The sequence below is a fragment of the Nonomuraea sp. NPDC023979 genome (assembly GCF_040639085.1).
GTDB classification, from domain to species: domain Bacteria; phylum Actinomycetota; class Actinomycetes; order Streptosporangiales; family Streptosporangiaceae; genus Nonomuraea; species Nonomuraea ceibae.
This window is the reverse complement of sequence record NZ_JBEZZG010000007.1, coordinates 202,791-225,717: the sequence shown is the minus strand read 5'-3', so window position 1 is coordinate 225,717 and position 22,927 is coordinate 202,791. Positions and strand designations below refer to the sequence as shown.

The window sequence follows — 22,927 nt, the reverse complement described above, 5'->3', positions numbered from 1 at the left end:
ATGCTCCAAGGCCGCATCCGGACGGGTCCTGGCCTGGCCATACACTGAGTGCCATCATGACCCCTACCTCTCTGATCGGCGGGCACGTCTCCGTCACGGGCGGCCTGGCCAAGGGCGGGCTCGCCTACATGGCCGACATCGGCGCCGAAATGATCCAGGTGTTCGTCACCAACCCGCGCGGGTGGGCGCTGGCCGTGGGCCGTCCCGACCAGGACGCGCTGCTGGCCGAGTCCGGCGTCGACACCTTCGTCCACGTGCCGTATCTGGCGAACTTCGGCTCACCCAGCGCGGAGACGCTGGCCAACTCGGTGGCGATCGTCCGTCACACGCTGCGCCGGGGCGTCGACATCGGCGCCAAGGGGGTCGTGGTGCACACCGGCTCGGCGGTGACGCAGCCGCGCGACGACGCGATGCGGCAGCTGCGCGAGCATCTGCTGCCGCTGCTCGACGAGATCCCCGACGGCGGTCCCGACCTGCTGCTGGAGCCGATGGCCGGGCAGGGGGCGATGCTGTGCGCGACCGTGCAGGACCTGGAGCCCTATCTGGCGGCGCTCGACTGGCATCCTCGGGCCGGCGTGTGCTTCGACACCTGTCACGCCTTCGCGGCGGGTCACGACCTGGCGGCCGAGGGCGGGGTGCGGGAGACGTTCGACCTCCTGCACAAGCTCGCGCCGGGGCGGCTGAAGCTCATCCACGCCAACGACTCCAAGGACGCGTGCGGGTCGAAGAAGGACCGCCACGAGAACATCGGGGCCGGGCTGATCGGCGCCGCGGCGTTCGGCGAGATGATGCGCCACCCGGCGGTGGCCGGGGTGCCGGTCTGCATCGAGACGCCCGGCAAGGCCGACAAGCACCGCGAGGACATCGAGACGCTCAAGCGGCTGCGTGACGGCTGACGGGGCGCGCACGGCCGCCCCCCGCTCACGCCCTTGACCTGTCGTGACAGGGGTGCCCGCCCGGCACCGTCCGGCCGCCCCCGTGTGGCCGGATCGGGGCCACGGCGGGCACCCCCTCACGTGGTCGGCCGGCGGGCCCTACCCCCCGGTAAAGGGCCCGGCAGCCGCGGTGACCCAGGTGGTCACCAGGGAGTCCGGCGCATCCGCTGGGAGCCTTGCGGCTCGCCTCCCGATGCTCCGGAGTGGCTTCCGATGCCGAAACACTACGGTCGCGATCTTGCCGGGGAAACCCCGTTGGCCCATAGCTCGGTAAGCGGTGCGTAGTCATCGATGTACGGAGCGTGTCCGATCGACGAGCGGTCACCCTGGCGCGACGAGCGGTCGGCCGGCAGGCCCTCCGGACTGTCATCGGATCGCCGTCACGGCCCGGCCCGACCGGTGTGACCTGGGAAATCTCCCCGGCATGACAAGGGGCGCGAGCACGGGGCAGGATGCCCGCGCGCCCGCGTTCACGCCTGCCCGCCCGCGCACGCCGCGCATGGCGATCACGCCCCCCTCGCAGGGGGGCGCAGGCGGGCGGCACCGTCAGGTGACGGCGCCGCGATGCTGGCGGACGAGCTGCTCGCGCACCTGGCGGGTGTGGCGGCGGCTGACCTGGAGCGTCTCGGAGCCGACGGTGAGCATCACGCGCCCGCCCTCGAAACGCAGCTCGCTGACGTGCCGGGCCGACACCAGCGTGCTGCGGTGCACGCGGATGAAGCCGGCCTCGGCCCAGCGGCGCTCGAGCGCCGCCAGCGACATGCGCACCAGGTAGCTGCCGTCGACCGTGTGCAGGCGCACGTAGTCGCCCTTGGCCTCGGCGAAGCGCACCGCCTGCTGCGGCACGAACCGGGTGCGCCCGCCCAGCTCGACGGGGATGACGTCGTCCTGCCCCGGCTCGGCGGGCGGGGCCGGCGCTGAGGCGACCTCCAGCCGGCGCACCGCCTCCGACAGCCGCTCGGCCCGCACCGGCTTGAGCAGGTAGTCGACGGCCTCCAGCTCGAACGCCTGGACGGCGCACTCGTCATGGGCGGTGACGAAGACGAGCTTGGGCGGGCTGGGGAACCCGCCGACCAGCCGGGCCAGGTCGAGCCCGTCGAGGCCGGGCATGCGGATGTCGAGGAACACCGCGTCGAGCCGCTCGCCGCCGCCGATCATCGCCACCATGTCCTGCAGCGCCGCGACACCGTCGCAGGCGGTGCGCACGTGCTCGATCCGGCTGTCCTGACGCAGCAGGTAGGCCAGCTCCTCCAGCGCGGGGACCTCGTCGTCAACGGCCAGAACACGTAGCATGCCCTCTAAGCTGCCGTAAGAAAGCCTTGCTCACAACCCCCTCGGCCACGTTCCGTAAAGAATCGATTACAGTTCGGGTCCGATCAGGGCGCGCCGAGTTGCGCCTTGGGCACGCGCAGCCGCACCTTCGTGCCCGTGCCGGGCGCGGTCTCGACCACGAGGCCGTAGTCGTCGCCGTAGATCTGGCGCATCCGCAGGTCCACGTTGGCCAGGCCGATCCCGGCGCCCTCGCGGCCCGGGTCGTCGTCGAGGACCTTCCTGGCCCGGTCCGGGTCCATGCCCACGCCGTCGTCCTCGACCGTGATGTGCGCCTCCGGGCCCGCGTCGCGGGCCACGACGCGCACCTCGCCGGTGCCGCCGCGCCCCCGCATGCCGTGCTTGATGGCGTTCTCCACCAGCGGCTGCAGGCACAGGAACGGCACGGGGACGGGCAGCACCTCGGGCATCACCTGGAGGCTGAAGCGCAGCTTGTCGCCGAACCTGGCACGTTCCAGAAGCAGGTAGCGGTCGACGCAGGTGAGCTCGTCGGCCAGCGTGGTGAAGTCGTCGGCCCGGCGCAGCGCGTAGCGGGCGAAGTCGGCGAAGTCCAGCAGCAGCTCGCGGGCCCGCCCCGGATCGGTGCGGACGAACGACGCGATCGTGGTGAGCGCGTTGTAGACGAAGTGCGGGGAGATCTGCGCCCGCAGCGCCCGCATCTCGGCCTCCAGCGCGCGCCGCCGCGAGGAGTCGAGCTCGGCCAGCTCCAGCTGGCCCGACACCCACCGGCCCACCTCGGTGACCGTGCGGACCAGGGCGGCGCTCAGCTCCTCGTCGTACGCGGCCAGCGCCCCGATGATCTTGCCGTCGGCGGTCAGCGGCACCACGACCGCCCCGTACGGCTCCCCGGGGAAGACCTGCGCGCGGCCGGCGGCCAGCGTGGTGCGCGCGTAGCTGAGCACCTCGTCGGTGCACGGGCCGTCCCAGGCGAGCGCGGCGTCGGTCGAGGTGATCGCGACGGAGTGGGTGCCGAGCAGGGCGCGCAGATGACGCACGGCCTTGCGGGCGGAGTCGCGGTGCAGCCCGGTCCGCAGCGCGGGGGCGGCCAGCGCGGCCGTGTGCAGCGTGGTGAAGGTCGCCTCGGCCCCGGAGCGGCCCTCTTCTCTGGCACGGCGTCGGGCCAGCGTGTAGCCCAGGGCGAAGGCGAGGAGGGGCAGCACCACGCACGCGGTGGTCAGCATGCGCAAACCGTAACCAACATCGTCGCGCGTGGGGGCGGAAACCCTACGGCGGGCCCTCGCCGGGTTCTTCCTGGTAGGAGTAGCGCTGCTCACGCCACGGGTCGGCGACGTTGTGGTAGCCGCGCTCCTCCCAGAAGCCGCGCCGGTCCTCCAGGAGGTATTCGACGGCGCGCACCCATTTGACGCTCTTCCACGCGTACAGGTGGGGCACGACCATGCGCACCGGGGCGCCGTGCTCGGCGGTGAGCGGGGCGTCGTCGAGGTCGGTGGCGAACAGCGTGCCGGGGGCGGTGAAGTCGGACCACCTGAGGTTGGCGCTGTAGCCGTACTCGGCCCAGATCATGACGTGGCGCACGCCGGGGTCGGGCGGCGCGGCGGCCATGAGGTCGGCCGGGGTGACCCCGCGCCAGCGCTGGCCGGGCACGGAGAACTTGGTGACGCAGTGGAAGTCGGCCACGACGTCGGTGCGCGGCAGCCGGTCGAAGTCGTCCCAGCCGAAGCGGTGCTCCTCCCCCGACGCGGTGGCGCCGGACACGCGCAGGTCCCACGTGGCGGGCTTGAACGGGGGGACCCTGCCGTAGTGGATCACGGGTAGGCCGCGGGGCACGTACTGGCCCGGTGGCAGGCGCGGCTCCTCCACGATCACTCTCCTCACGGGACTCGCGGTCCCGACCATCCTGCCACCGGCCGCGCGCCGGTTCGTCAGCGGGTCGAGTGCGCTACCATTGGCGCACTATGCGCACCGCGTTCGTGTTTTTTTATGGCGACGGACCCACAGGTCGGACCGTTCGCCACCTGACGCTGCGCTAGCAGACAGGCGAGCAGAAAGGCCCCGGGTCCACCAGGACCCGGGGCCTTTCGCGTTTTCCGGAGGAGTACAGCATGGTGATCGTGATGGGCCAGGAAGCCACGGGCGACGACGTCGCCTCGATCGTCGCCGTCGTGCGGGCGGCCGGGGTGGAGGCGTTCGTGAGCAAGGGCGTGACGCGGACGATCGTCGGCCTGGTGGGCGACGTGACGCAGCTCGACGCGGGCAGCCTGCGCGGGATGGCGGGGGTGCGCGACGTGATGCGCGTCTCGACCCCGTACAAGCTGGTGAGCAGGGAGAACCACCCCGAGCGGTCGACGGTGCGGGTGGGCGGGGTGCCGATCGGGCCGGGCACGGTGACGCTGATCGCCGGGCCGTGCGCGGTGGAGACGCCGGAGCAGACGCTGCAGGCGGCGCGGATGGCTCAGGCGGCGGGCGCGACGCTGCTGCGCGGCGGCGCGTTCAAGCCGCGCACGTCCCCGTACGCGTTCCAGGGGCTGGGCGAGAAGGGGCTGCGCATCCTGGCGGACGTGCGCGAGGAGACCGGCCTGCCGATCGTGACCGAGGTCGTCGACGCGCGGGACGTGGAGCTGGTCGCCTCCTACGCCGACATGCTGCAGGTCGGCACCCGCAACGCGCAGAACTTCGCGCTGCTGCAGGCGGTGGGCGCGGCGGGACGGCCGGTGATGCTCAAGCGCGGCATGAACGCCACGATCGAGGAGTGGCTGATGGCGGCCGAGTACGTCGCGCAGCGCGGCAACCTGGACGTGGTGCTGTGCGAGCGGGGCATCAGGACGTTCGAGACCGCCACCCGCAATACGCTCGACGTCTCGGCGGTGCCGGTGGCGCAGCGGCTGTCGCACCTGCCGGTGATCGTGGACCCGTCGCACTCGGGCGGCCGGCGTGACCTGGTGATGCCGCTGACCAGGGCGGCGCTGGCGGTGGGCGCCGACGGCGTGATCATCGACGTGCACCCGCACCCCGAGCAGGCGCTGTGCGACGGGCCGCAGGCGCTCGTCGACGCCGACCTGGGCGAGCTGGCCCAGGTCATGCGGGACCTGCCGCCGCTGCTGGGCAAGACGGCGGCGGCCCCGGCGACGGTCTGACCCGGTTAGAGGGTGTATTCCTGGATCGAGTCGGCGAGCTGGACGGCGAGTTCCTCGGCGTCCAGCCGCTTCTCGATCTGCTTGAGGTCCTCGATCTTGGCCCGGGTCTCGGCCCGCTTGGGGGCGAGCAGGCTGCAGCAGTCCTCGTCGGGCAGCTCGGAGATCTCCAGCGTGCCGATGCGGCGGGCCTCGGCCATGATCTCGGTCTTGTCCCAGCCGACGAGCGGGCGCAGGATCGGCAGCTCGACGGCGTGGTCCTGGGCGGTGATGTTGGCCAGCGTCTGGGAGGAGACCTGGCCGAGCGCGTCGCCGGTGACGAGGGCGGCGGCGCGGATGCGGTGGGCGACCTCCTCGGCGGTCTTGAGCATGAGCCGCCGCTGGGCGATCACCGCGAGCCGGTCCTGGCCGGAGTTGCGGATCGACTGCTGGGCCTTGCCGAACGGCACCACCCACAGCCGTGACTTGCCCTGGAACCGGTCGAGCTTCCTGACCAGCGCGTAGGCCTTGTAGATCGACTCGGAGGTGGTGAACGGGATGCCGGAGAAGTGCAGGAAGTCGACGTGCAGGCCGCGCCGCATCATGCGGTAGGCGGCGACCGGCGAGTCGATGCCGCCCGACATGAGCACCAGCGCCCGGCCGCTGCTGCCGACGGGCAGGCCGCCCTGGCCGGGCAGGCCGCCGGTGAAGACGAACACCTCGTCGCGGTCGACCTCGATGTACAGGGTCAGCTCGGGGTTGCGCAGGTCGACGGGCAGGCCGTAGGCGTCGTTGATGGCGCCGCCGACGAGCCGGTCGAGCTCGTTGGAGCGCAGCGGGAAGCGCTTGTCGCGGCGGCGGGAGCGGACCGCGAAGGTGGGCTTGCGGGCGATCTCCTCGCGCTCGCCGACGAGCTCGAGACCGGCCTTGAGCACCGCGTCGGGGTCCTTGGCGACGCGCCAGGCCGGGTGGATCCACACCAGGCCGGGCACGTCGGCGACCCGCTCGGCGACGGTCATGGCCTGCTCGGCCGACGAGCCGTCGGGCAGGAAGATCGCGATGACGCCGTGGCGGCGGCGCACGTCGAGCTTGAGCCCGAGCTCCTGTAGCGCGTCGCGGATGTTGCTGATCAGGCGGCGTTCGAACAGCTCGCGGTTCTTGCCCTTGAGGACGATCTCGCCCAGCTTGAGCAGAACGCATGGCTCGCCCAGGGCGGACATCGTCATGGTGGAACCTCCGGAGAAGACAGGGAATGCGCGCGCTCGTACCAACGCGGCGACCCACCGAGTTTAGTCCGTGACCGGCCACCGAGGGATCCATGAGCACATCTCACATTTCCGACTTGTCAAGTTGACAGATAGTCGAGATATCCATGCGAAAGGGACAGTGCTCCTGGCACAATCCGGAGACCCCTAATGCAAGGAATCTCACTACATGTCCGCTGTTGACCATTTCACCCACGGTCCGCTCACGCCGGTCCTCGCCTACGTGATGTCGTGCATGGGATCGATGCTCGGACTGCGGCTCACCGCCCAGGCCCACGCGTCGCGAGGTGCCTCGCGGATGCGCTGGCTGATCGGCGCGGCCATCTCCATCGGCGGCACCGGGATCTGGGTCATGCACTTCATCGCCATGATGGGCTTCGAGGTGGAGGGCACCCAGATCCGCTACGACGTGCCGCTCACCGTCGCCTCGGCCCTGGTCGCGATCATCGTCGTCGGCACCGGCCTCTTCCTCGTCTCCTACGGCGGGGGCCGCGTCCCCGCGCTGCTCGGCGGCGGCCTGCTCACCGGGCTCGGCGTGGCGAGCATGCACTACCTCGGCATGTACGCGATGAACATGTCCGCGCACGTCTCCTACGACCGCACCCTCGTGATCGCCTCGGTGGTCATCGCCGTGGTCGCGGCCACGACCGCCCTGTGGTTCACGCTGCGGGTCAAGCGGACCGTGTGGATCACCGCCGCGGCGCTCGTCATGGGCCTGGCCGTGGCGGGCATGCACTACACCGGCATGTTCGCGATGATCGTCCAACTCCACCCGCAGCCCGCGGCCGTCTCCGGGGCCGACGCGCTCGACTTCCTGGTGCCGCTGATGACCGTGATCAGCCTCATCACGCTGACCATGCTGCTCATGGTCATCCTGGCGCCGTCGGAGCAGGAGCTGAACGAGGACGCCGAGCTCCTGGCCCGCCTGGAGCTGCGCCGCAAGGCCGCGCAGGAGCAGCAGCAGCTCAGCTACCCCGCCGCCGCTCCCGGGCCGCAGCCGGTCTACCCCGCGCCGGTGCCCCACCAGCAGGCCGCGCCGCGCAGCCGCCGGAGATAGTCGCCTCTGCGGCGGTGTGCCCCCGTACTCCCTGCGTCGGTTTATGGGGGCACACCGCTGACCGCCGCCTCGGTGCTGCCGGCCGTCGCCCTGTCGCCCTCGGAGCGGGAGCTGCGCAGCGAGCGGGAGTTTCTCGACCGGCTGCGGGGCGGCGACGAGGGCGCGCCGGAGGTGGATCTCTTCGGCACGCCCCGCGGTTGAACTATGCGTAGGTACGGCTTGCGACGCGTGGTGGGCCGCCGACTCTCCGCGGCGCAAGCCGTACCCTCGAAGGGGGTTGTAGCGGTAACCCCGCTGCTCCAGAAGGTACGGCCGCCCGCTTGCAAGCCGCTTTCAATCAGCCGAAGAACACCTCCGCCTCGGCGTAGCGCGAGGCCGGGACGGTCTTCAGCTCGGCCGTGGCCTCGTCGAGCCCGACCCGGACGATGTCGGTGCCGCGCAGCGCCACCATCATGCCGAAGTCGCCCTCGTGCGCCGCGTCGATCGCCTGCAGGCCGAATCTGGTGGCCAGCACCCGGTCGTAGGCCGTCGGCGTGCCGCCGCGCTGGATGTGGCCGAGCACGGTCGTGCGGGCCTCCTTGCCGGTGCGCTTCTCGATCTCCTTGGCCAGCACCTCGCCGATGCCGCCGAGCCGGACGTGCCCGAACGCGTCGAGCTCGCCCGCCTGCAGCGCCATCTGCCCCTCGATCGGGTGGGCGCCCTCGGCGACGACGATGATCGGCGAGTAGCGGGTGCGGAAGCGGGACTCCACGTACTCGCAGACCCGGTCGATGTCGAAGGGCTTCTCCGGGATGAGGATGACGTTGGCGCCGCCCGCCATGCCGGCGTGCAGCGCTATCCAGCCGGCGTGGCGGCCCATGACCTCGCAGATCAGCGCCCGGTGATGCGACTCCGCCGTGGTGTGCAGCCGGTCGATGGCCTCGGTGGCGATGTTGACGGCGGTGTCGAAGCCGAAGGTGTAGTCGGTGCCGGACAGGTCGTTGTCGATCGTCTTGGGCACGCCGACGACCTTGACGCCGCGGTCGTAGAGCTGCTTGGCGACGCCCAGCGTGTCCTCGCCGCCGATGGCGATCAGCGCGTCGACGCCGGTCGCGGCCAGGTTGTCCTTGATCCGGTCGACGCCGCCCTCTATCTTGATCGGGTTGGTCCGCGACGAGCCGAGGATGGTGCCGCCCCTGGGCAGGATGCCCCGCACGGCCTGGATGTCGAGCGGCATCGTGTCGCCTTCGAGCGGGCCGCGCCAGCCGTCGCGGAAGCCGACGAACTCATGACCGTAGACGCCCACTCCCTTCCTGACGACAGCCCTGATCACAGCGTTGAGACCGGGGCAATCGCCACCTCCGGTGAGCACTCCGATACGCATAACGGGTTCCTCCCGACGGGGTTCACGACCAGAATCGCATTGTGCCCATACAGGCGGGCATTGGTCTAGACCAAACGCGTGTGGACCGAGTGAAAGGCGATTTCGTGAGCGTGTTGGCCATCGACGCCGGCACCACGGGCGTCACCGCTCTCGTGGTGTCCGAGGACGGCCGGGTCGAGTCCCGCGGCTACGAGGAGTTCGCCCAGCACTTCCCGGAGCCCGGCCGGGTCGAGCACAACCCCGAGGACATCTGGCAGGCCACGCTGAGCGCCTGCGCCGAGGCGCTGCGCGGGGCCGCCGCCACGCCGGTCTGCGTCGGGATCACCAACCAGCGCGAGACCGCGGTGCTGTGGGACCGCGAGACGCTGGCCGCGCCGCGCCGCGCGATCGTCTGGCAGGACCGGCGCACCACCGGGATCTGCGCCCGGCTGCGCGAGCGGGGGCACGAGCCGCGCGTCGCCGAGCTGACCGGCCTGCGCCTCGACCCCTACTTCACCGCCTCCAAGCTGGCCTGGCTGGCCGCGCACGACCCGCGCGTCTGGGAGGGCGTCACGTCCGGCCGGGTGGTGACGGGCACCGTCGACTCCTACCTGATCGCCCGGCTCACGGCGGGCGCGCGCCACGTCACCGACCCGTCCAACGCCTCACGCACGCTGCTGTACGGGCTGGAGTCGGGCGGGTGGGAGCCGGAGCTGTGCGAGCTGTTCGGCGTGCCGGAGTCCGCGCTGCCGGCGATCGTGCCCAACTTCGGCGAGCTGGGGCGCACCGAGCCCGCCGCGTTCCTCGGCCTGGACCTGCCGATCAGCGGGGTGGCCGGCGACCAGCAGGCGGCGCTGTTCGGGCAGACCTGCTACACGCCCGGCGAGGTCAAGTGCACGTACGGGACGGGCTCGTTCATCCTGTCCAACACCGGCACGGAGATCGTCAGGTCGCCGGACGGGCTGCTGACGACGGTGGCCTGGCAGGCGCCGTCGGGCGAGCGCACGTACGCGCTGGAGGGGTCGATCTTCGTGACCGGCGCGGCGGTGCAGTGGCTGCGCGACGGGCTCGGCCTGATCGGCACCGCGCCGGAGTCGGAGGCGGTGGCGCGCACGGTGCCCGACAGCGGCGGCGTGGTGTTCGTGCCCGCCCTGACGGGGCTCGGGGCGCCGTACTGGGACCCGGACGCGCGGGGGCTGATCACCGGCATCACGCGCGGCACCACGCGGGCGCACCTGGTGCGGGCGACGCTGGAGGCGATCGCGTTCGAGGTGCGCGACGTGGCGGCCGTGATGGGCGGCGACGGCATCCCGGTGCTCAAGGCCGACGGCGGGGCCAGCGCGAACGACCTGCTCATGCAGTTCCAGGCCGACCAGCTCGGCACGCCGGTGGAGCGCCCGGCGGTGCGGGAGACGACGGCCCTGGGCGCGGCGTTCCTGGCGGGGCTGGGCGCGGGGGTGTGGGGGTCGGCGGACGAGCTGCGCGAGACGTGGCGGCTGGAGCGGCGCTTCGAGCCGGGCGCGCGCGACGACGCCGCCTACGAGCGCTGGCGCGCGGCCGTAGCCCTGGCGTGTGACGACCGGCGGTAGCCCCGCCCGCACCCACGTGCCCGGTGGGGCGCGGCCCGGCGTGTAAATAAACTTTGACATCGTGTCCGCGGCGTTTTACATTGACCAATGTCAGCTTTGTTTTACATGAGGAGCGGGCATGGCCTTCGAGGAAAAGCGCGCCTGGGTGATGATCGTGCTCTCCGTCGGCGCGTACGCGATCTACGTGGCGATCGTCCTGGGCCGGGCCGGCGACGGCCCGTTCGCCGACGTCGCCTACGCCGGAGCCCTGCTGTGGACCATCGGCGGCGCCGTCGTCGCCGGGATCGCGGCCAACATCGCGATGGCCGTCGCGGGCGGCAAGGGCGCCGACCGCACCGACGAGCGCGACCGCGAGATCAACCAGGTCAGCGAGCGCATCGGACAGTCCTTCGTCGTCATCGGCGCGCTCGCCGCACTGATCATGGCCGTCGCCGAGCTGCGCCACTTCTGGATCGCCAACGCCGTCTACCTGGCGTTCGTGCTGTCCTCGGTGCTCAGCTCGATCGCCAAGATCATGGCCTACCGCAAGGGCGGCTTCCAGACGTGGTGAAGCCGACGCGGGTCACCAACACGATCCGGGCCCTGCGGTTCGCGCACGGCGAGATGACCCAGGCCGAGCTGGCCGACCGGGTCGGCGTCACCCGCCAGACCATCATCGCGATCGAACAGGGCCGCTACTCCCCCTCCCTGGAAATGGCGTTCCGCATCGCCCGGGTGTTCCGGGTCGGGCTCGACGACGTCTTCCAGTACCCCGACACCGAAGGAGACCCCCCATGAAGGCGATCGTCCAGGACGAGTACGGCCCGCCGCGCACGCTGAGCCTCGGCGAGGTCCCGACCCCGGAGCCGGGCGCCCGCGAGGTGCTGATCCGGGTGCACGCGGCCGGCGTCGACTACGGCGTGTGGCATCTCATGACCGGGCTGCCGCTCGTCGGCCGCCTCGCCTTCGGCCTGCGCCGGCCGCGCAACCGCGTGCCGGGCATGGACGTGGCCGGCGTCGTGGAGTCCGTCGGCGCCGGCGTGAGCGGCTTACGCCCCGGCGACGAGGTGTACGGCGCGGCGACCGGCGCGTACGCGGAGTTCGCCGTCGCCCGCCCGGGCAAGCTCGCCCGCAAGCCCGCCAACCTGAGCTTCACCGAGGCGGCGGCCGTGCCCGTGTCGGGGGTGACCGCGTTACGGGCCGTCGGCCGGGTCACAGCCGGCGAGAAGGTGCTGGTCATCGGCGCGGGTGGCGGAGTGGGCAGCTTCGCGACGCAACTGGCGGTCGCCGGCGGCGCCGACGTCACCGGCGTGTGCAGCACGGCCAAGGCCGGCCTCGTCCGGTCGCTGGGCGCCGGGGCCGTCATCGACTACACTCGCGAGCCGCTCACCGGGACGTACGATTTGATCATCGACATCGCGGGCAACCGGCCGCTGCGCGAACTGCGCGGGCTGCTCGCCGAGCGGGGCCGGCTCGCCCTCGTCGGCGGTGAGGGCGGCGGCCGGTGGTTCGGCGGGCTCGGCCGGCTGCAGGCCGCCCGGCTGATCGATCCGTTCACGCGCCAGCGCCTGGACCCGCTGCTCGCGCTGACCCGCACCGCCGACCTGGACACGCTGCGGGACCTCATCGAGGCCGGGGCCGTGCGACCGGCCGTCGGGCGCACGTACGCCCTGGCGGAGGCCGCCACCGCGGTGGGCGACCTGGCCGCGGGCGACGCGCCGGGCAAGCTCGTCATCACGGTGCGCTGACCCGGGGCCAGGACCGGCCGGGACCTGGCGCGGGCTAGGCGGGGAGCACGCAGGACGGGCTCTCGACCTCGATCACCTCGCCGGTCGCCGCCGGCACGCCGCCGGTCAGGGCGAAGACGGTCACGCCGCCCGACTGCTGGTTGGCCACGTAGAGGCGGTCGCCGTCGAGGGCGAAGTGGCGCGGCCAGTCGCCGCCCGAGGGCACCTCCGCGACCGGGCTCAGGTCGTCGGCGCGCAGCACGGCGATCGTGTTGGGGCCGCGGTTGGCCACGTACACGAAGTCGCCGGCGAGCTCCAGGTGGGACGGGTAGTTGGTCTCCCCGGAGGCAGAGGCGGGCACGGTGGTGAGGCTCCCGCCCTCCAGCAGCGTGACGGTGCCGTCGAGCTCGCCCGCCACGTAGAGGCGCGAGCCGGCGAAGGCGAAGTGGCGAGGGCCGGTGCCGGGCGGCAGCCGGATGGGCTCCAGCGGCGCGCCGTCGAGCGAGTAGCGGCGGATCTCGTCGGTGCCCAGGTCGGAGACGTGCAGCACGTCGTCGTGGAAGACGCACTGGTGGGCATGCGGGCCCTGCTGGCGCTCGGGGTCGGGGCCGGAGCCCTGGTGCCGCAGCACGATCGGATCGCCGGTGAACACGCCGCGCCCGTCGAGGCGGTGCAGGCTGGCCACGCCGTCGCCGTAGTTGGCGACCGCGAGCAGCTCGCCCGACGGGTGCACCGCCAGGTGGCAGGGGCTGTCGCCCCCGGAGGAGCGCTCGTCCCAGGGCGAGAGCCCGCCGTCGGTGCCGAACGCGGTGATCCAGCCCTGGGCGAGCTCGCCGGCCGCGTAGAGCACCGGGAGTGAGGGGTGCGGGGCCAGGAACGACGGCGAGGCGAGGCGGGTCAGCCCTTCGCCGGTGCTCAGGATGCCGGGACCGTAGCCGCCGACGTAGAGGTGCCTCTTCACACCCGCCATCATCTCATGCTTGACTGAGGCAATGGATTCGCTGACGGAGTCAAGAGCTTTCGAGGTACGGGCGTTCAACCGCTTCTACACGCAGGCCATCGGGGTCCTCCAGGCCGGCATGCACCACTCGCCCTATTCGCTGACGGAGAGCAGGGTGCTGTTCGAGATCGCCCAGGCGGGCAAGCTGGAGACCGGCGAGGTGCGGGCCCTGCTCGACCTGGACGCGGGCTACCTCAGCCGCATCCTGACGCGCTTCGAGAGCGACGGGCTGATCGTCCGCGAGCGCTCGGCCACCGACGGGCGCAAGCAGGTCATCCGGCTCAGCGCGGCCGGCACGGAGGCGTACGGCATGCTCGACCGGCGCTCCCAGGAGGAGATCGGCCGCCTGCTGGCCCGGCTGCCCGAGGAGGGCCAGCGGCGGCTGGTCGAGGCGATGGCGACGATCCGCGACGTGCTCGGCCCGCCGCCCGAGCGCGAGCCGGTGGTCATCAGGGCGCCGCGCGCGGGCGACCTGAGCTGGGTCGTCCACCGGCACGGCGTGCTCTACGCGCAGGAGTACGGCTGGGGCATGGCCTTCGAGCGGACCGTGGCGAAGGTCGTCGGCGAGTTCGACCCGGGGCGCGACGCGGCGTGGATCGCCGAGGCCGGCGGCGCGCCCGCGGGCTGCGTGTTCTGCGTGCGCAAGGACGCCACGACGGCGCAGCTGCGGCTGCTGCTCGTCGAGCCGTCCGCGCGCGGGCTCGGCCTGGGCCGGCGGCTGGTCGAGGAGTGCGTGCGCCACGCCCGGGCCGAGGGATGCCGGCGGATGGTGCTGTGGACGCGCTCCTGTCTGGAGAGCGCGCGGCGCATCTACCGGGCCGCCGGGTTCACGCTCGACTCGCAGGAGCCCGCTCTGGAGAACGGGGTCGAGGTGGTCGACGAGATGTGGTCGCTCGACCTCGCGGCCACCAGTTGAGCGGCCCGGCCAGCCGCATCAGGCTCGGCACCAGCACCGCCCTGATCACCGTCGCGTCCACCAGCACCGCCACCGCCATGCCGACGCCGAGCATCTGCACGAACGACACCGACGCGGTGGCGTAGGCGGCGAAGCTGAGCGCCAGGATGCCGCCCGCCGCCGTGATCAGCGGCGCGCCGCGCTGCAGCCCGGCGGCCACGGCCTGCTCGGTGTCGCCGGTCCTGTCGTACTCCTCCTTGACCCGCGACAGCAGGAACACCTCGTAGTCCATCGACAGCCCGTAGGCGACGCAGAGCATGAGGATGGGGATGCTCGGGTCGAGCGAGCCCGTCGGGGTGAAGCCGAGCAGCCCCGACAGGTTGCCCTCCTGGAAGACCCAGACGATGGCGCCGAACATGACGCCGAGGCTGAGCACGTTCAGGATCGTGGCCTTGACCGGCAGGATCACGCTGCGCGTCATGAGCGCCAGCACCGCGAGCGTCACGCCGAGCATGAGCGCCAGCAGCAGCGGCAGCCGGTCCACCACCGAGGCGCGATAGTCGGCCAGCTCGGCGGGATAGCCGCCCACCAGCACCTCGAACGGCGGCTCGACCGCGCGCACCGCCCCGGCGAGGCGGACCGGGTCGTCGGCGAGCGCCTCGGCCGATGGCACCACCGACAGCCAGCTCCCGCGCCCCTCGAACCGGGACGGATCGCCGTCGCCGGTCCGCCGCCCCTCGGTGAAGACGCCGGCGGCCGAGTCGACCTGGGCGACGCCGGGCAGCCGTGACAGCTCGGCCGCGTAGGCGGTGACGTCGCCGCCCGCGCCGGTGGACACGACCTGGATCGCGTCGGTCTCCTCGGCGGGGAAGGTCTGGCGGATCACGTCCTGCACCTGGCGGGGCCCGGCGTCCGGGGGCAGGATGCGGTCGTCGGCGACGCCGAAGCGCAGCCCCAGGAACGGCGCGGCCAGCACGAGCAGCACCACCGTGGCCACCCCGCCGTACAGCAGCGGGCGCCGCATCACCCGAACCGCCAGCGCGTGCCAGAACGTGCCCGGCCGCTCGGGCCGGGATCGGCGCGGCAGCATCGCGCCGCCCGCGACGGCCAGCACCGCCGGCAGCACGAACACCGCCGCCACCAGCCCGCCGATCACCACGGCGATGCCGGAGTACGCGAACGACCTGAGGAAGTCGAACGGCAGCGCGAACAGCACGGCCAGGGACGCGGCCACCGTCAGGCCGCTGAACAGCACCGTCCGCCCCGCGTGCTCGACCGCCCCGGCCACCGCCTCGGCCCGGTCGCGGCCCAGCGCCACCTCCTCGCGGAAGCGCGCGATCACGAACAGGCAGTAGTCGATGCCCAGCCCGAGCCCCATGGCGAGCGTCAGGTTGAGCGCGAACGTCGAGATGCCGGTGAACAGCAGCGGCCCGCGCAGCAGCGCCAGCGCGATCGCCATCGCGAACACCCCGGCCAGGATCGGCACCAGCGCGGCCAGCGCCCGGCGCAGGTAGAGCCAGAGCAGCGCGAACGCCAGCGGGAAGATCACCAGCTCGGCGCGGACGAAGTCCTGCCTGGCCAGCGGCACCGTGACGCGGAAGACCTCCTCTCCTCCCCCGGCCCGCACCCGCAGCAGCTCGTGCTCGGCGGTGATCGCCGGGACCAGCCGGGGCAGCACGCCCGCCCGCACGTGGTCGGCGTCGCCGGGGACGCGCACGAGGATCAGCGCGTGCCTGCCGTCCGCGCTGCGCAGGGTGGCGGGCCTGCCCCGGCCCCAGTACGAGGCGACCTCGGCCACTCCGTCGTGCGCGGCGGCGCGGGCCGCGAGCTCGCGCCCGGCGGCCTCCACGGCGGCGTCGTCGACCGTGCCGCGTTTCGCGGTCACCAGGAAGATCAGGTCCGGGCTGCCGGTGCCGAACCGGGCGGCCAGCTCGGCCCGCGCCCGGTCCGACTCCGATCCCGGCGCCTCGAACCTCGCCAGCGACAGCCGGGGCACCGCGCCCGCCGCCAGCGCCCCGGCCAGCACGGCCAGCGCCAGGGCCAGCCCGAGCACCGCGCGCCGCCGCCTGACCAGGAAGAACCCCAGCCTGCGCAGCGGCGCGTCCCGCCCTTGGGTCGTCACCACTCCCCGCCCCCAAACTCGGTAAACTACTCGTGTTTCATTGGCCGAACCAGAAATACAAGTAAATGCTCGCATTTGTCAACGGGGAGACCGCATGACCGAACGCGCGGTGCGCCGGCAGGCGCGCGGGCTGAAACGGATGGCGGAGATCCTCGACGCCGCCGAGCTGGTGATCGCCGACGTCGGCTACCCGGACCTGACGACCAACCAGGTCGCCGCCCGCGCCGGGCTCTCACCGGGCTCGCTCTACCAGTTCTTCCGCAACAAGGAGGAGATCCTCGACGGCCTGGTGACCCGCTACACCACCGACCGGGAGGAGTTCTGGGCGGCCCGGCTCGCGGCGGTCACACCCGACGTGCCGCTGGAGGCGCTGGTCGGCGCGCTCGTGGACGAGAGCGTCGCCTTCAAGGCCGCCAGCCCCGCCTACTGGTCGCTGCTGTACGGCAGCGCGACCGGCGACAAGCTGGCCGCCGCCGCCCGCGTGCTGCACGAGGCCGTCGCCGCCCAGGTCGCCGCCATGCTGCGCCGCCGCTCCCCCGAGCTGGACGAGGAGCGGGCGCTGATGATGGGCACGATGGCGGTGGCCATGGTCAAGGCCGTGATGCCGCTCGCCGGCGACGCCACCCCCCGGCGGGCCGCCGAGCTCGTCGAGGAGCTCAAGGTGATGCTGGTGCGCTACCTGAGCTGATCAGCTCCGGAACGGGCCCGCCACCTCGTACGTGGTCGCCTCGCCGGACGCCGCCGTGGCCGAGAAGTAGAGCCGGTCGCCGCCGGGCGCGAACGCCAGGCCGGACAGCTCGGCGTCGCCGTCGAGCGTGAGAAACGGCGCCATCTCCCGGTCCGGCGTCACGACGTCGATCCGGGACCCCCGGCGGGCCACGTACAGGTCACCGGAGGGCGCGGCCGTGACGGCGCCGACGCCGTCGCAGACCCGCTCCACCGCGCCGGTCCGCGTGTCGTACGCCCACAACGCCCCGCCACCGCCTTGGATGCTGTCGCCTCGGGTGGTGAGGAAGCAGACGCCGTCCGCGTAGTGGCAGGCGTCGCCGCCGTCGAAGCGGCGTGCCCCCGCGACCTGGTGGCGGACCGGCTTGAGCAGCGCGGCCGGTGACGGCACCCGCTCCCACGTGCCGGAGCCGCACAGCACCTCCAGCGTGCCCTCCGTCAGGTCGCCCCAGTCGCCCGGCCGGAACCGGTAGAAGCAGCCGTCACGCTCGGCCTCCGTCAGGTAGACGACGCCGAGCCCGGGGTCGCAGGCCGCCCCGCCGTGCGCGAACCGTCCCATCGCCAGCCTCGGCCTGCCCGCGCGCATGCCGTACGGGTCACACTCGAACACCCGGCCCCGGTGGCCGAGCTCGCAGGACAACCAGGTGTGCCACGGGGTGGCGCCGCCGCCCCGGTTGACCTCGGTGCCGGACAGGATGCGGTAGGCGCCGCCCACGCTGCCGTCGGGCCGGAAGCGCAGCGCCGACGCGCCGCCGACCACCGGCAGCGCGGCGTTGGAGACGTAGATCCAGCCGGGGCCGTCGGGGAAGCACGCGCCCGCGCCGGGCGCGGCGTGCCATGTCAGCCCGGCCACCTTGCCGCCGGAGCGCGCCACCACCCGCCCCCGGAACCCGCCGGGCACGGCCGGCCGCCCCGGCCCCGCCGAACCGCCCGAACCCGCCTGACCGCCCAGGCCGCCCAGGCCGCCTGTGCCGCCTGGGGCCGCGGGCTCGCCGGGGCTCGGCTCGGTGATCGGGCCGTACGGGCTCGCGCCGCTCTGCCGGATCGGGCCCGTGCGGAGGAGAGTCTTGCGGGACATCGTCAGGCCTCCCTCTTGATGCCACGCTAGTCCACCGCACCGACGTGAATGGGGAGGATCCCCAAGTCCGAACAGTACGCAAACTGCCACGCGAAAGCCCGGGGCGCGGGACTCCGGCTCCGGGCTTCGGTTTCGAATCTCGTCCCTCGGCAGGGTCAGCGCTGGGCCTGGAACATCCAGCGCTGCTTCTCCACGTCCTGCGTCACGGCGATGAGGATGTCCTGCGACACCTGGTCGGGCTCCTCGGTGGCGTCGATGCGCTCGCGCATCCGCTTGCTGATGCCGTCGAGGACGTCCGTGATCGTGGCGACCACCTTGCCGTCCTCGATCCAGCCGTGCTCCGGCTGCGGGAGCTTGGTCGCCTTCGCGACGGTGGCGGCGCGGCCGTCCGGGCTCACGCCGAGCGCCACGAGCCGTTCGGCGACGACGTCGGTGTGCTGGCGCGCCAGGTCGGTGAGCTCGTCCAGCTGCAGGTGGATGGGGCGGAAGTGAGAGCCGATCACGTTCCAGTGCGCCTGCTTGGCGACCAGGGACAGGTCGATCAGGTCGATGAGAGCGCCCTGGAGAGCCTGGGCGGTGGTCTTCTGCGCGTCACCCTTGATCGGGCCGGAAATCGTAGACATGTCCTCCCTCTCCCCGGGGAAGCAGGCTTCATTCCCCCCGCTCTTGACAGTGCAACAATGACAGTGTCAGTGTGGTGGCATGAGCGAGACGTGGACGATCGGCGAGCTGGCGGAGCACGCGGCCGCCCAGCTCCGCTCGCGGGCGCAGCCGCTCAACGGCCGGGTCCGCGAGGTGCCGGGCGAGCGCCTGATCAGGTGGTACACCACGATCGGCCTCGTCGACCCGCCCCTCACCCGCCAGGGCCGGATCGCCCGCTACGGGCGCAGGCACCTGCTCCAGCTCGTCGCCGTCAAGCGCCTCCAGGCCGCCGGGCTGTCCATCGCCGACATCCAGACGGCCCTCGCCGGAGCCACGGACGCCATGCTGGAGGAGGCGGCCCGCCTCACCCCGGATCCCGGCCCCCGCTTCTGGACCCGCCACCCGGCCCCCGGCTCCTCGACGGACGGGCCCCGGGACCTGCCGAACGCCCAGGACGCCCCGGCCGGTGCGCCCCCGGCCGCGGCGCAGGGCCTCTCAGGACCGCGAGCCCCCGCACGGGCACCCTCGGGGCCGCCGTCCGGGGGTGCGGGCGGGCCGGGCGCCACGAAGGAGCCGGAGGGTCCGGCGGTGCGCGGCCAGGGAGCTGCCGGTGGGCACGGTCCCGGTGAGGCTTCGCCCCTGTGGGGGGTCAGGCTCGGCGAACGGGTGACGCTGCTCGTGGAGGGACGGGCTCTGCCGGACGAGGACATCCAGGCCGTGCTGGCGGCGGCGGAGCCGCTGCTCGCGGTGCTCGAAGAGAGGAATCTGGCATGAACATCACGACACTCGAGCCCGCCCGGTGCGCGCCGGTGCCCGACGCCGGGATCGGCGCGCTGCGTACCGGGCGCGGCAACCTGCCGCTGGAGAGCGTGGACGTGTCCGCCGAGGTGTCCGGGCTGGTCGCCGGGGTGAAGGTGGCGCAGGGGTTCCGCAACCCGTTCGACGTCACGCTGGAGGCCACGTACGTGTTCCCGCTGCCGGACCGGGCGGCGGTGACGGCGTTCCGGATGGAGGCGGACGACCGGGTCGTGGAGGGCGTGCTGAAGGAGCGCGGTCAGGCGCGGGCCGACTACGACCGGGCGCTGCGGGAGGGGCGGCGGGCGGCGATCGCCGAGGAGGACCGGCCTGACGTGTTCACGATCCGGGTGGGCAACATCCTGCCCGGGGAGCGGGTGACGGTGCGGCTGGAGCTGAGCCAGCCGCTGCCGTACGAGGACGGGGCTGCCACGTTCCGGTTCCCGCTGGTGGTGGCGCCGCGTTACGTGCCGGGCACGCCGCTGGACGGGCCCGCGGCGGGCGACGGGGTGGCGCCCGACACGGACGCGGTGCCGGACGCGTCCAGGATCAGTCCCCCGGTGCTGCTGCCCGGCTTCCCGGACCCGGTGCGGCTGTCGCTGGCGGTCAAGGTCGACGCGGGCGGCCTTGAGCTGCGGGAGCTGGCGTCCAGCCTGCACGTGGTGGAGGAGGCCGGCGGTGTCGTACGGGTGCGTCCCGGCGAGCGGCTGGACCGCGACTTCATCCTGCGGATGGCGTTCGACGCCTCGACGGCGCTGCAACTGGACGGCGCGGGCACGTTCGCGCTGACGGTGGTGCCCCCGGCGCTGGAGTCGCCGAGGGCGCCGCGTGACCTGGTGCTGCTGCTGGACCGGTCGGGCAGCATGGCCGGCTGGAAGATGGTGGCGGCGCGGCGGGCGGCGGCACGGATCGTCGACACGCTGACGGCGCAGGACCGGTTCGCGGTGCTGGCGTTCGACTCGGTGGTGGAGGAGGCGTTCGAGGGGCTCGCGGAGGGCGGCGACCGCAACCGCTACCGGGCGGTGGAGCATCTGGCGCGGGTCGACGCGCGGGGCGGCACCGAGCTGCTGGAGCCGCTGCGCCGCGCGATCGACCTGCTGGGCGGCGGCGACGGCGGCCGGGAGCGGGTCGTGGTGCTGGTGACCGACGGCCAGGTGGGCAACGAGGACCAGATCCTGGAGCGGGCCGGTGGCGCGCTGTCGGCGATGCGGGTGCACGCGGTGGGCATCGACCGGGCGGTGAACGCGGCGTTCCTGGGCAGGCTGGCCGGGCTGGGGGCGGGCCGGTGCGAGCTGGTGGAGTCGGAGGACCGGCTGGACGCGGCGATGGAGCAGATCCACCGCCGGATCGGCGCGCCGCTGGTGACGGACCTGTCGCTGAAGGGCCTGGACGTGGAGCCGGGCACGCTCACGCACCTGGGCTCGATCTTCCCGGGCGTTCCGCTGCGGGCCTTCGGGCGGTGCCGGGAGGGCTCGGCGGTGACCGTGCGCGGGCTGGCGGCCGGGGCGGCGTGGGAGCAGCGGGTCGAGGCGACGGCCGTCGGCAGCCCGGCGCTGCGCGCCGTGTGGGCGCGCGCGCACCTGCGCGAGCTGGAGGACCGCTACGCGATGGGCGAGCACGGGCTGGAGCCGGAGATCGTCCGCGTGTCGCTGGAGCACGGGGTGCTGTGCCGCTTCACCGCGTACGTGGCCGTCGACAGCAGGCAGGTGGCCGAGGGCGCGCCGGAGCACCGGGCGATCCAGCCGGTCGAGCCGCCGAGCGGCTGGGAGATGCCGGCGCCGGCGGGCGGGTTCGCCTGGATGGCGGCGGAGGCGCCGCGCGGGATGCGGGCCATGGCCGCGCCCGCTCCCGGGCTCAACCCCGGCGGCGGGGGCGACCCGGTCGTCATGGCGGCGGCGCGCGGGCCGCTGTTCGCCGCGCCGATGGCGGCCGGACCGGCGCGGAGCGCGCCGATGGGAGCCAGGCCGGTGCCGCACGGGCTCGACACGGTCCGCGCGCAGCTCGCCGCCGAGCTGGACCGGCTCAAGGCGCTGACCGTGCCGGACGTGCTCTACCTGGCGGACCTGGGCTCCCGGCTGGCGGCGCTGGCGTCCTACCTGGGCGGGCACGCGGAGCTGGCGGCGCTGGCCCGCGAGCTGGAGGCGGCCGAGCGGCCGGGCGCCGACCCGGAGGCGCTGCGCCGCCGGGCGATCGAGGTCCTGACCGCCCTGACCGCCCCCGACCGGCCCGGCGGCCCCACCCCGGAGGGCGGCCCCGGCCGGCCCGACGCCCCCGCCCCCGAGGGCGGCCCCGGGCTGGGCGGACCTGCCACCGGCGGCGGCTCCGGGCCTGGTGGAGGGGCCGGGCCGGAGGGGCGGGCCGGGGATGAGGGGCCGCGGCGGCCCTTCTGGAAGCGCGCCTGAGCCGGGGCAGCGGCACGTCAAGGGAAGGGCAAGGCGGGGCCGGCGCACGCGGGCGCGGCGGCCCCGCGCACCCGTCCGGGGACCATACTCTGGACGGGTGACCACACTCGTGCTGGACGGCGGCCTGTCCACCCATCTCGAAGCGCTCGGCGCCGACCTCGGCGACGCGCTCTGGTCGGCCAGGCTGCTGCTGGAGGACCCCGGGCTCGTCCGGCAGGTGCACGCCGACTACTTCGCCGCCGGCGCCGACGTGGCCACCACCGCGAGCTACCAGGCGTCCATCCCCGGCTTCCGGCGCCGGGGGCTGGACCTGGCCGAGGCCGAGCGGCTGATCGGGCTGTCGGTCGAGCTGGCCGCGCAGGCCCGTGACGAGGCGGGCGGCGGGCTGGTCGCCGCCTCGGTCGGCCCTTACGGGGCGTTCCTGGCCAACGGCGCCGAATACACCGGCGACTACGACCTGGACGAGGACGGCCTGCTGGCCTGGCACCGGCCGCGCTGGGAGATCCTGGCCGCCTCCCAGGCCGACCTGCTGGCCTGCGAGACCATTCCCTCCTACGCCGAGGCGCGGGCGCTGGCCCGGCTGCTGGCCGAGACGCCGTCGGTCAAGGCGTGGGTGAGCTTCTCCTGCCGTGACGCGGCCCGCATCAGCGACGGCACCCCGATCGCGGAGGCGGCGGCGCTGTTCACCGGCAACCCGCAGGTGGTCGCCGTCGGCGCCAACTGCACCGCGCCGCGCCACATCCCCGGCCTGATCACCGAGCTGACCGGCAAGCTGCCGGTCGTCGTCTACCCCAACTCGGGCGAGACGTGGGACGCCGGCGGGCGCCGCTGGCTGGGGCTGTCGGACCCGCTGGAGTACGGCCAGGCGGCCAAGGAGTGGCAGGCGGCGGGCGCCGCGCTGATCGGCGGCTGCTGCCGCACCACTCCCGACCACATCCGCGAGGTCCGCGCCCACCTGTCCTGACCGACCGCC

General features: G+C 73.4%; 22 protein-coding genes. 13 read left to right on the top strand and 9 right to left on the bottom strand.

The genetic code is table 11. From position 1 onward, the window contains the following. Positions 1 to 56 precede the first annotated feature (56 nt). Entirely contained in the window at positions 57 to 896 is an 840-nt protein-coding gene (locus AB0G11_RS16270) for a deoxyribonuclease IV (protein ID WP_219514227.1), read from the top strand. 585 nt (positions 897 to 1,481) lie between these two features. On the opposite strand, the gene AB0G11_RS16265 is transcribed toward AB0G11_RS16270, so the two are convergent. From AB0G11_RS16265 to AB0G11_RS16255, 3 genes are all read right to left on the bottom strand, one after another. Next, positions 1,482 to 2,228, bottom strand: coding sequence for a LytTR family DNA-binding domain-containing protein (locus tag AB0G11_RS16265; RefSeq protein ID WP_357586540.1), 747 nt, complete (start codon positions 2,226 to 2,228; stop codon positions 1,482 to 1,484). 83 nt (positions 2,229 to 2,311) lie between these two features. Next, positions 2,312 to 3,445 carry a histidine kinase gene (locus AB0G11_RS16260; protein WP_357586538.1) on the bottom strand — a complete coding sequence of 378 codons (1,134 nt, stop codon included), beginning with the start codon at positions 3,443 to 3,445 and terminating at the stop codon, positions 2,312 to 2,314. 43 nt (positions 3,446 to 3,488) lie between these two features. Continuing rightward, the gene (locus AB0G11_RS16255) at positions 3,489 to 4,085 is read right to left on the bottom strand and encodes a molybdopterin-dependent oxidoreductase (protein WP_308126112.1); all 597 of its coding nucleotides are present in this window, start codon (positions 4,083 to 4,085) and stop codon (positions 3,489 to 3,491) included. Between the two features lie 242 nt (positions 4,086 to 4,327). On the opposite strand from AB0G11_RS16255, the gene aroF reads away from it, so the two are divergent. Next, entirely contained in the window at positions 4,328 to 5,359 is a 1,032-nt protein-coding gene (aroF, locus tag AB0G11_RS16250) for a 3-deoxy-7-phosphoheptulonate synthase (protein WP_219514213.1), read from the top strand. 5 nt (positions 5,360 to 5,364) lie between these two features. Here aroF and thiI read toward each other — a convergent pair whose 3' ends face one another. Beyond that, complete coding sequence (gene thiI, locus AB0G11_RS16245; RefSeq protein WP_357586536.1) at positions 5,365 to 6,561, bottom strand: tRNA uracil 4-sulfurtransferase ThiI; 1,197 nt, start codon at positions 6,559 to 6,561, stop codon at positions 5,365 to 5,367. 208 nt (positions 6,562 to 6,769) lie between these two features. Between thiI and AB0G11_RS16240 the strand changes: the two genes are divergently transcribed. Beyond that, entirely contained in the window at positions 6,770 to 7,657 is an 888-nt protein-coding gene (locus AB0G11_RS16240) for an MHYT domain-containing protein (RefSeq protein WP_219514209.1), read from the top strand. A gap of 72 nt (positions 7,658 to 7,729) precedes the next feature. After that, positions 7,730 to 7,858 carry a hypothetical protein gene (locus AB0G11_RS16235; protein WP_281427405.1) on the top strand — a complete coding sequence of 43 codons (129 nt, stop codon included), beginning with the start codon at positions 7,730 to 7,732 and terminating at the stop codon, positions 7,856 to 7,858. Between the two features lie 136 nt (positions 7,859 to 7,994). Here AB0G11_RS16235 and AB0G11_RS16230 read toward each other — a convergent pair whose 3' ends face one another. Next, positions 7,995 to 9,020, bottom strand: coding sequence for a 6-phosphofructokinase (locus tag AB0G11_RS16230; RefSeq protein ID WP_219514207.1), 1,026 nt, complete (start codon positions 9,018 to 9,020; stop codon positions 7,995 to 7,997). Positions 9,021 to 9,124: 104 nt separating this feature from the next. On the opposite strand from AB0G11_RS16230, the gene AB0G11_RS16225 reads away from it, so the two are divergent. From AB0G11_RS16225 to AB0G11_RS16210, 4 genes are all read left to right on the top strand, one after another. Continuing rightward, positions 9,125 to 10,588, top strand: coding sequence for a glycerol kinase (locus tag AB0G11_RS16225; protein ID WP_357586534.1), 1,464 nt, complete (start codon positions 9,125 to 9,127; stop codon positions 10,586 to 10,588). Positions 10,589 to 10,706: 118 nt separating this feature from the next. Continuing rightward, complete coding sequence (locus AB0G11_RS16220) at positions 10,707 to 11,138, top strand: hypothetical protein (protein WP_219514198.1); 432 nt, start codon at positions 10,707 to 10,709, stop codon at positions 11,136 to 11,138. Then, the gene (locus AB0G11_RS16215) at positions 11,132 to 11,365 is read left to right on the top strand and encodes a helix-turn-helix transcriptional regulator (protein ID WP_219514190.1); all 234 of its coding nucleotides are present in this window, start codon (positions 11,132 to 11,134) and stop codon (positions 11,363 to 11,365) included. The genes AB0G11_RS16220 and AB0G11_RS16215 overlap by 7 nt, the downstream gene beginning before the upstream one ends. Further along, complete coding sequence (locus AB0G11_RS16210; RefSeq protein ID WP_219514176.1) at positions 11,362 to 12,315, top strand: NAD(P)-dependent alcohol dehydrogenase; 954 nt, start codon at positions 11,362 to 11,364, stop codon at positions 12,313 to 12,315. The genes AB0G11_RS16215 and AB0G11_RS16210 overlap by 4 nt, the downstream gene beginning before the upstream one ends. Before the next feature lie 34 nt (positions 12,316 to 12,349). Here the strand turns inward: AB0G11_RS16210 and AB0G11_RS16205 are convergent, their stop codons facing one another. Further along, positions 12,350 to 13,255 carry a beta-propeller fold lactonase family protein gene (locus AB0G11_RS16205; protein ID WP_357586532.1) on the bottom strand — a complete coding sequence of 302 codons (906 nt, stop codon included), beginning with the start codon at positions 13,253 to 13,255 and terminating at the stop codon, positions 12,350 to 12,352. A 31-nt stretch (positions 13,256 to 13,286) separates the two neighbouring features. Here AB0G11_RS16205 and AB0G11_RS16200 point away from each other — a divergent pair, with 31 nt between their 5' ends. Beyond that, positions 13,287 to 14,210 (top strand): helix-turn-helix domain-containing GNAT family N-acetyltransferase, encoded by a 924-nt coding sequence (locus tag AB0G11_RS16200; protein WP_357586530.1) that lies wholly within the window; start codon positions 13,287 to 13,289, stop codon positions 14,208 to 14,210. On the opposite strand, the gene AB0G11_RS16195 is transcribed toward AB0G11_RS16200, so the two are convergent. Next, entirely contained in the window at positions 14,122 to 16,311 is a 2,190-nt protein-coding gene (locus AB0G11_RS16195) for an MMPL family transporter (protein WP_308126111.1), read from the bottom strand. The two genes, AB0G11_RS16200 and AB0G11_RS16195, sit on opposite strands and share 89 nt — an antisense overlap. Before the next feature lie 94 nt (positions 16,312 to 16,405). On the opposite strand from AB0G11_RS16195, the gene AB0G11_RS16190 reads away from it, so the two are divergent. Beyond that, entirely contained in the window at positions 16,406 to 16,999 is a 594-nt protein-coding gene (locus tag AB0G11_RS16190) for a TetR/AcrR family transcriptional regulator (protein ID WP_219514164.1), read from the top strand. On the opposite strand, the gene AB0G11_RS16185 is transcribed toward AB0G11_RS16190, so the two are convergent. Next, entirely contained in the window at positions 17,000 to 18,115 is a 1,116-nt protein-coding gene (locus AB0G11_RS16185) for an alkaline phosphatase PhoX (protein ID WP_357586528.1), read from the bottom strand. It lies immediately after the preceding gene. Between the two features lie 155 nt (positions 18,116 to 18,270). Continuing rightward, the gene (locus AB0G11_RS16180) at positions 18,271 to 18,738 is read right to left on the bottom strand and encodes a DNA starvation/stationary phase protection protein (RefSeq protein ID WP_219514154.1); all 468 of its coding nucleotides are present in this window, start codon (positions 18,736 to 18,738) and stop codon (positions 18,271 to 18,273) included. Positions 18,739 to 18,817: 79 nt separating this feature from the next. On the opposite strand from AB0G11_RS16180, the gene AB0G11_RS16175 reads away from it, so the two are divergent. From AB0G11_RS16175 to mmuM, 3 genes are all read left to right on the top strand, one after another. Then, a complete protein-coding gene (locus AB0G11_RS16175; protein WP_357586526.1) occupies positions 18,818 to 19,531 on the top strand; it encodes a helix-turn-helix domain-containing protein in 714 nt (237 codons plus the stop codon). Further along, the gene (locus AB0G11_RS16170; RefSeq protein WP_357586524.1) at positions 19,528 to 21,954 is read left to right on the top strand and encodes a VIT domain-containing protein; all 2,427 of its coding nucleotides are present in this window, start codon (positions 19,528 to 19,530) and stop codon (positions 21,952 to 21,954) included. The genes AB0G11_RS16175 and AB0G11_RS16170 overlap by 4 nt, the downstream gene beginning before the upstream one ends. 97 nt (positions 21,955 to 22,051) lie before the next feature. Beyond that, positions 22,052 to 22,918, top strand: a complete 867-nt coding sequence (mmuM, locus tag AB0G11_RS16165; protein ID WP_308126110.1) for a homocysteine S-methyltransferase — start codon at positions 22,052 to 22,054, stop codon at positions 22,916 to 22,918. The last annotated feature ends 9 nt before the right edge of the window (positions 22,919 to 22,927 follow it).

What these genes read in the sequence shown, in the direction of transcription:
- AB0G11_RS16270 (WP_219514227.1), top strand. Translation starts at nt 57, where the DNA reads ATGACCCCTACCTCTCTGATCGGCGGGCACGTCTCCGTCACGGGCGGC.
- AB0G11_RS16265 (WP_357586540.1), bottom strand. Translation starts at nt 2,228, where the DNA reads ATGCTACGTGTTCTGGCCGTTGACGACGAGGTCCCCGCGCTGGAGGAG.
- AB0G11_RS16260 (WP_357586538.1), bottom strand. Translation starts at nt 3,445, where the DNA reads ATGCTGACCACCGCGTGCGTGGTGCTGCCCCTCCTCGCCTTCGCCCTG.
- aroF (WP_219514213.1), top strand. Translation starts at nt 4,328, where the DNA reads ATGGTGATCGTGATGGGCCAGGAAGCCACGGGCGACGACGTCGCCTCG.
- thiI (WP_357586536.1), bottom strand. Translation starts at nt 6,561, where the DNA reads ATGACGATGTCCGCCCTGGGCGAGCCATGCGTTCTGCTCAAGCTGGGC.
- AB0G11_RS16240 (WP_219514209.1), top strand. Translation starts at nt 6,770, where the DNA reads ATGTCCGCTGTTGACCATTTCACCCACGGTCCGCTCACGCCGGTCCTC.
- AB0G11_RS16230 (WP_219514207.1), bottom strand. Translation starts at nt 9,020, where the DNA reads ATGCGTATCGGAGTGCTCACCGGAGGTGGCGATTGCCCCGGTCTCAAC.
- AB0G11_RS16220 (WP_219514198.1), top strand. Translation starts at nt 10,707, where the DNA reads ATGGCCTTCGAGGAAAAGCGCGCCTGGGTGATGATCGTGCTCTCCGTC.
- AB0G11_RS16210 (WP_219514176.1), top strand. Translation starts at nt 11,362, where the DNA reads ATGAAGGCGATCGTCCAGGACGAGTACGGCCCGCCGCGCACGCTGAGC.
- AB0G11_RS16200 (WP_357586530.1), top strand. Translation starts at nt 13,287, where the DNA reads ATGGATTCGCTGACGGAGTCAAGAGCTTTCGAGGTACGGGCGTTCAAC.
- AB0G11_RS16190 (WP_219514164.1), top strand. Translation starts at nt 16,406, where the DNA reads ATGACCGAACGCGCGGTGCGCCGGCAGGCGCGCGGGCTGAAACGGATG.
- AB0G11_RS16185 (WP_357586528.1), bottom strand. Translation starts at nt 18,115, where the DNA reads ATGTCCCGCAAGACTCTCCTCCGCACGGGCCCGATCCGGCAGAGCGGC.
- AB0G11_RS16180 (WP_219514154.1), bottom strand. Translation starts at nt 18,738, where the DNA reads ATGTCTACGATTTCCGGCCCGATCAAGGGTGACGCGCAGAAGACCACC.
- AB0G11_RS16175 (WP_357586526.1), top strand. Translation starts at nt 18,818, where the DNA reads ATGAGCGAGACGTGGACGATCGGCGAGCTGGCGGAGCACGCGGCCGCC.
- AB0G11_RS16170 (WP_357586524.1), top strand. Translation starts at nt 19,528, where the DNA reads ATGAACATCACGACACTCGAGCCCGCCCGGTGCGCGCCGGTGCCCGAC.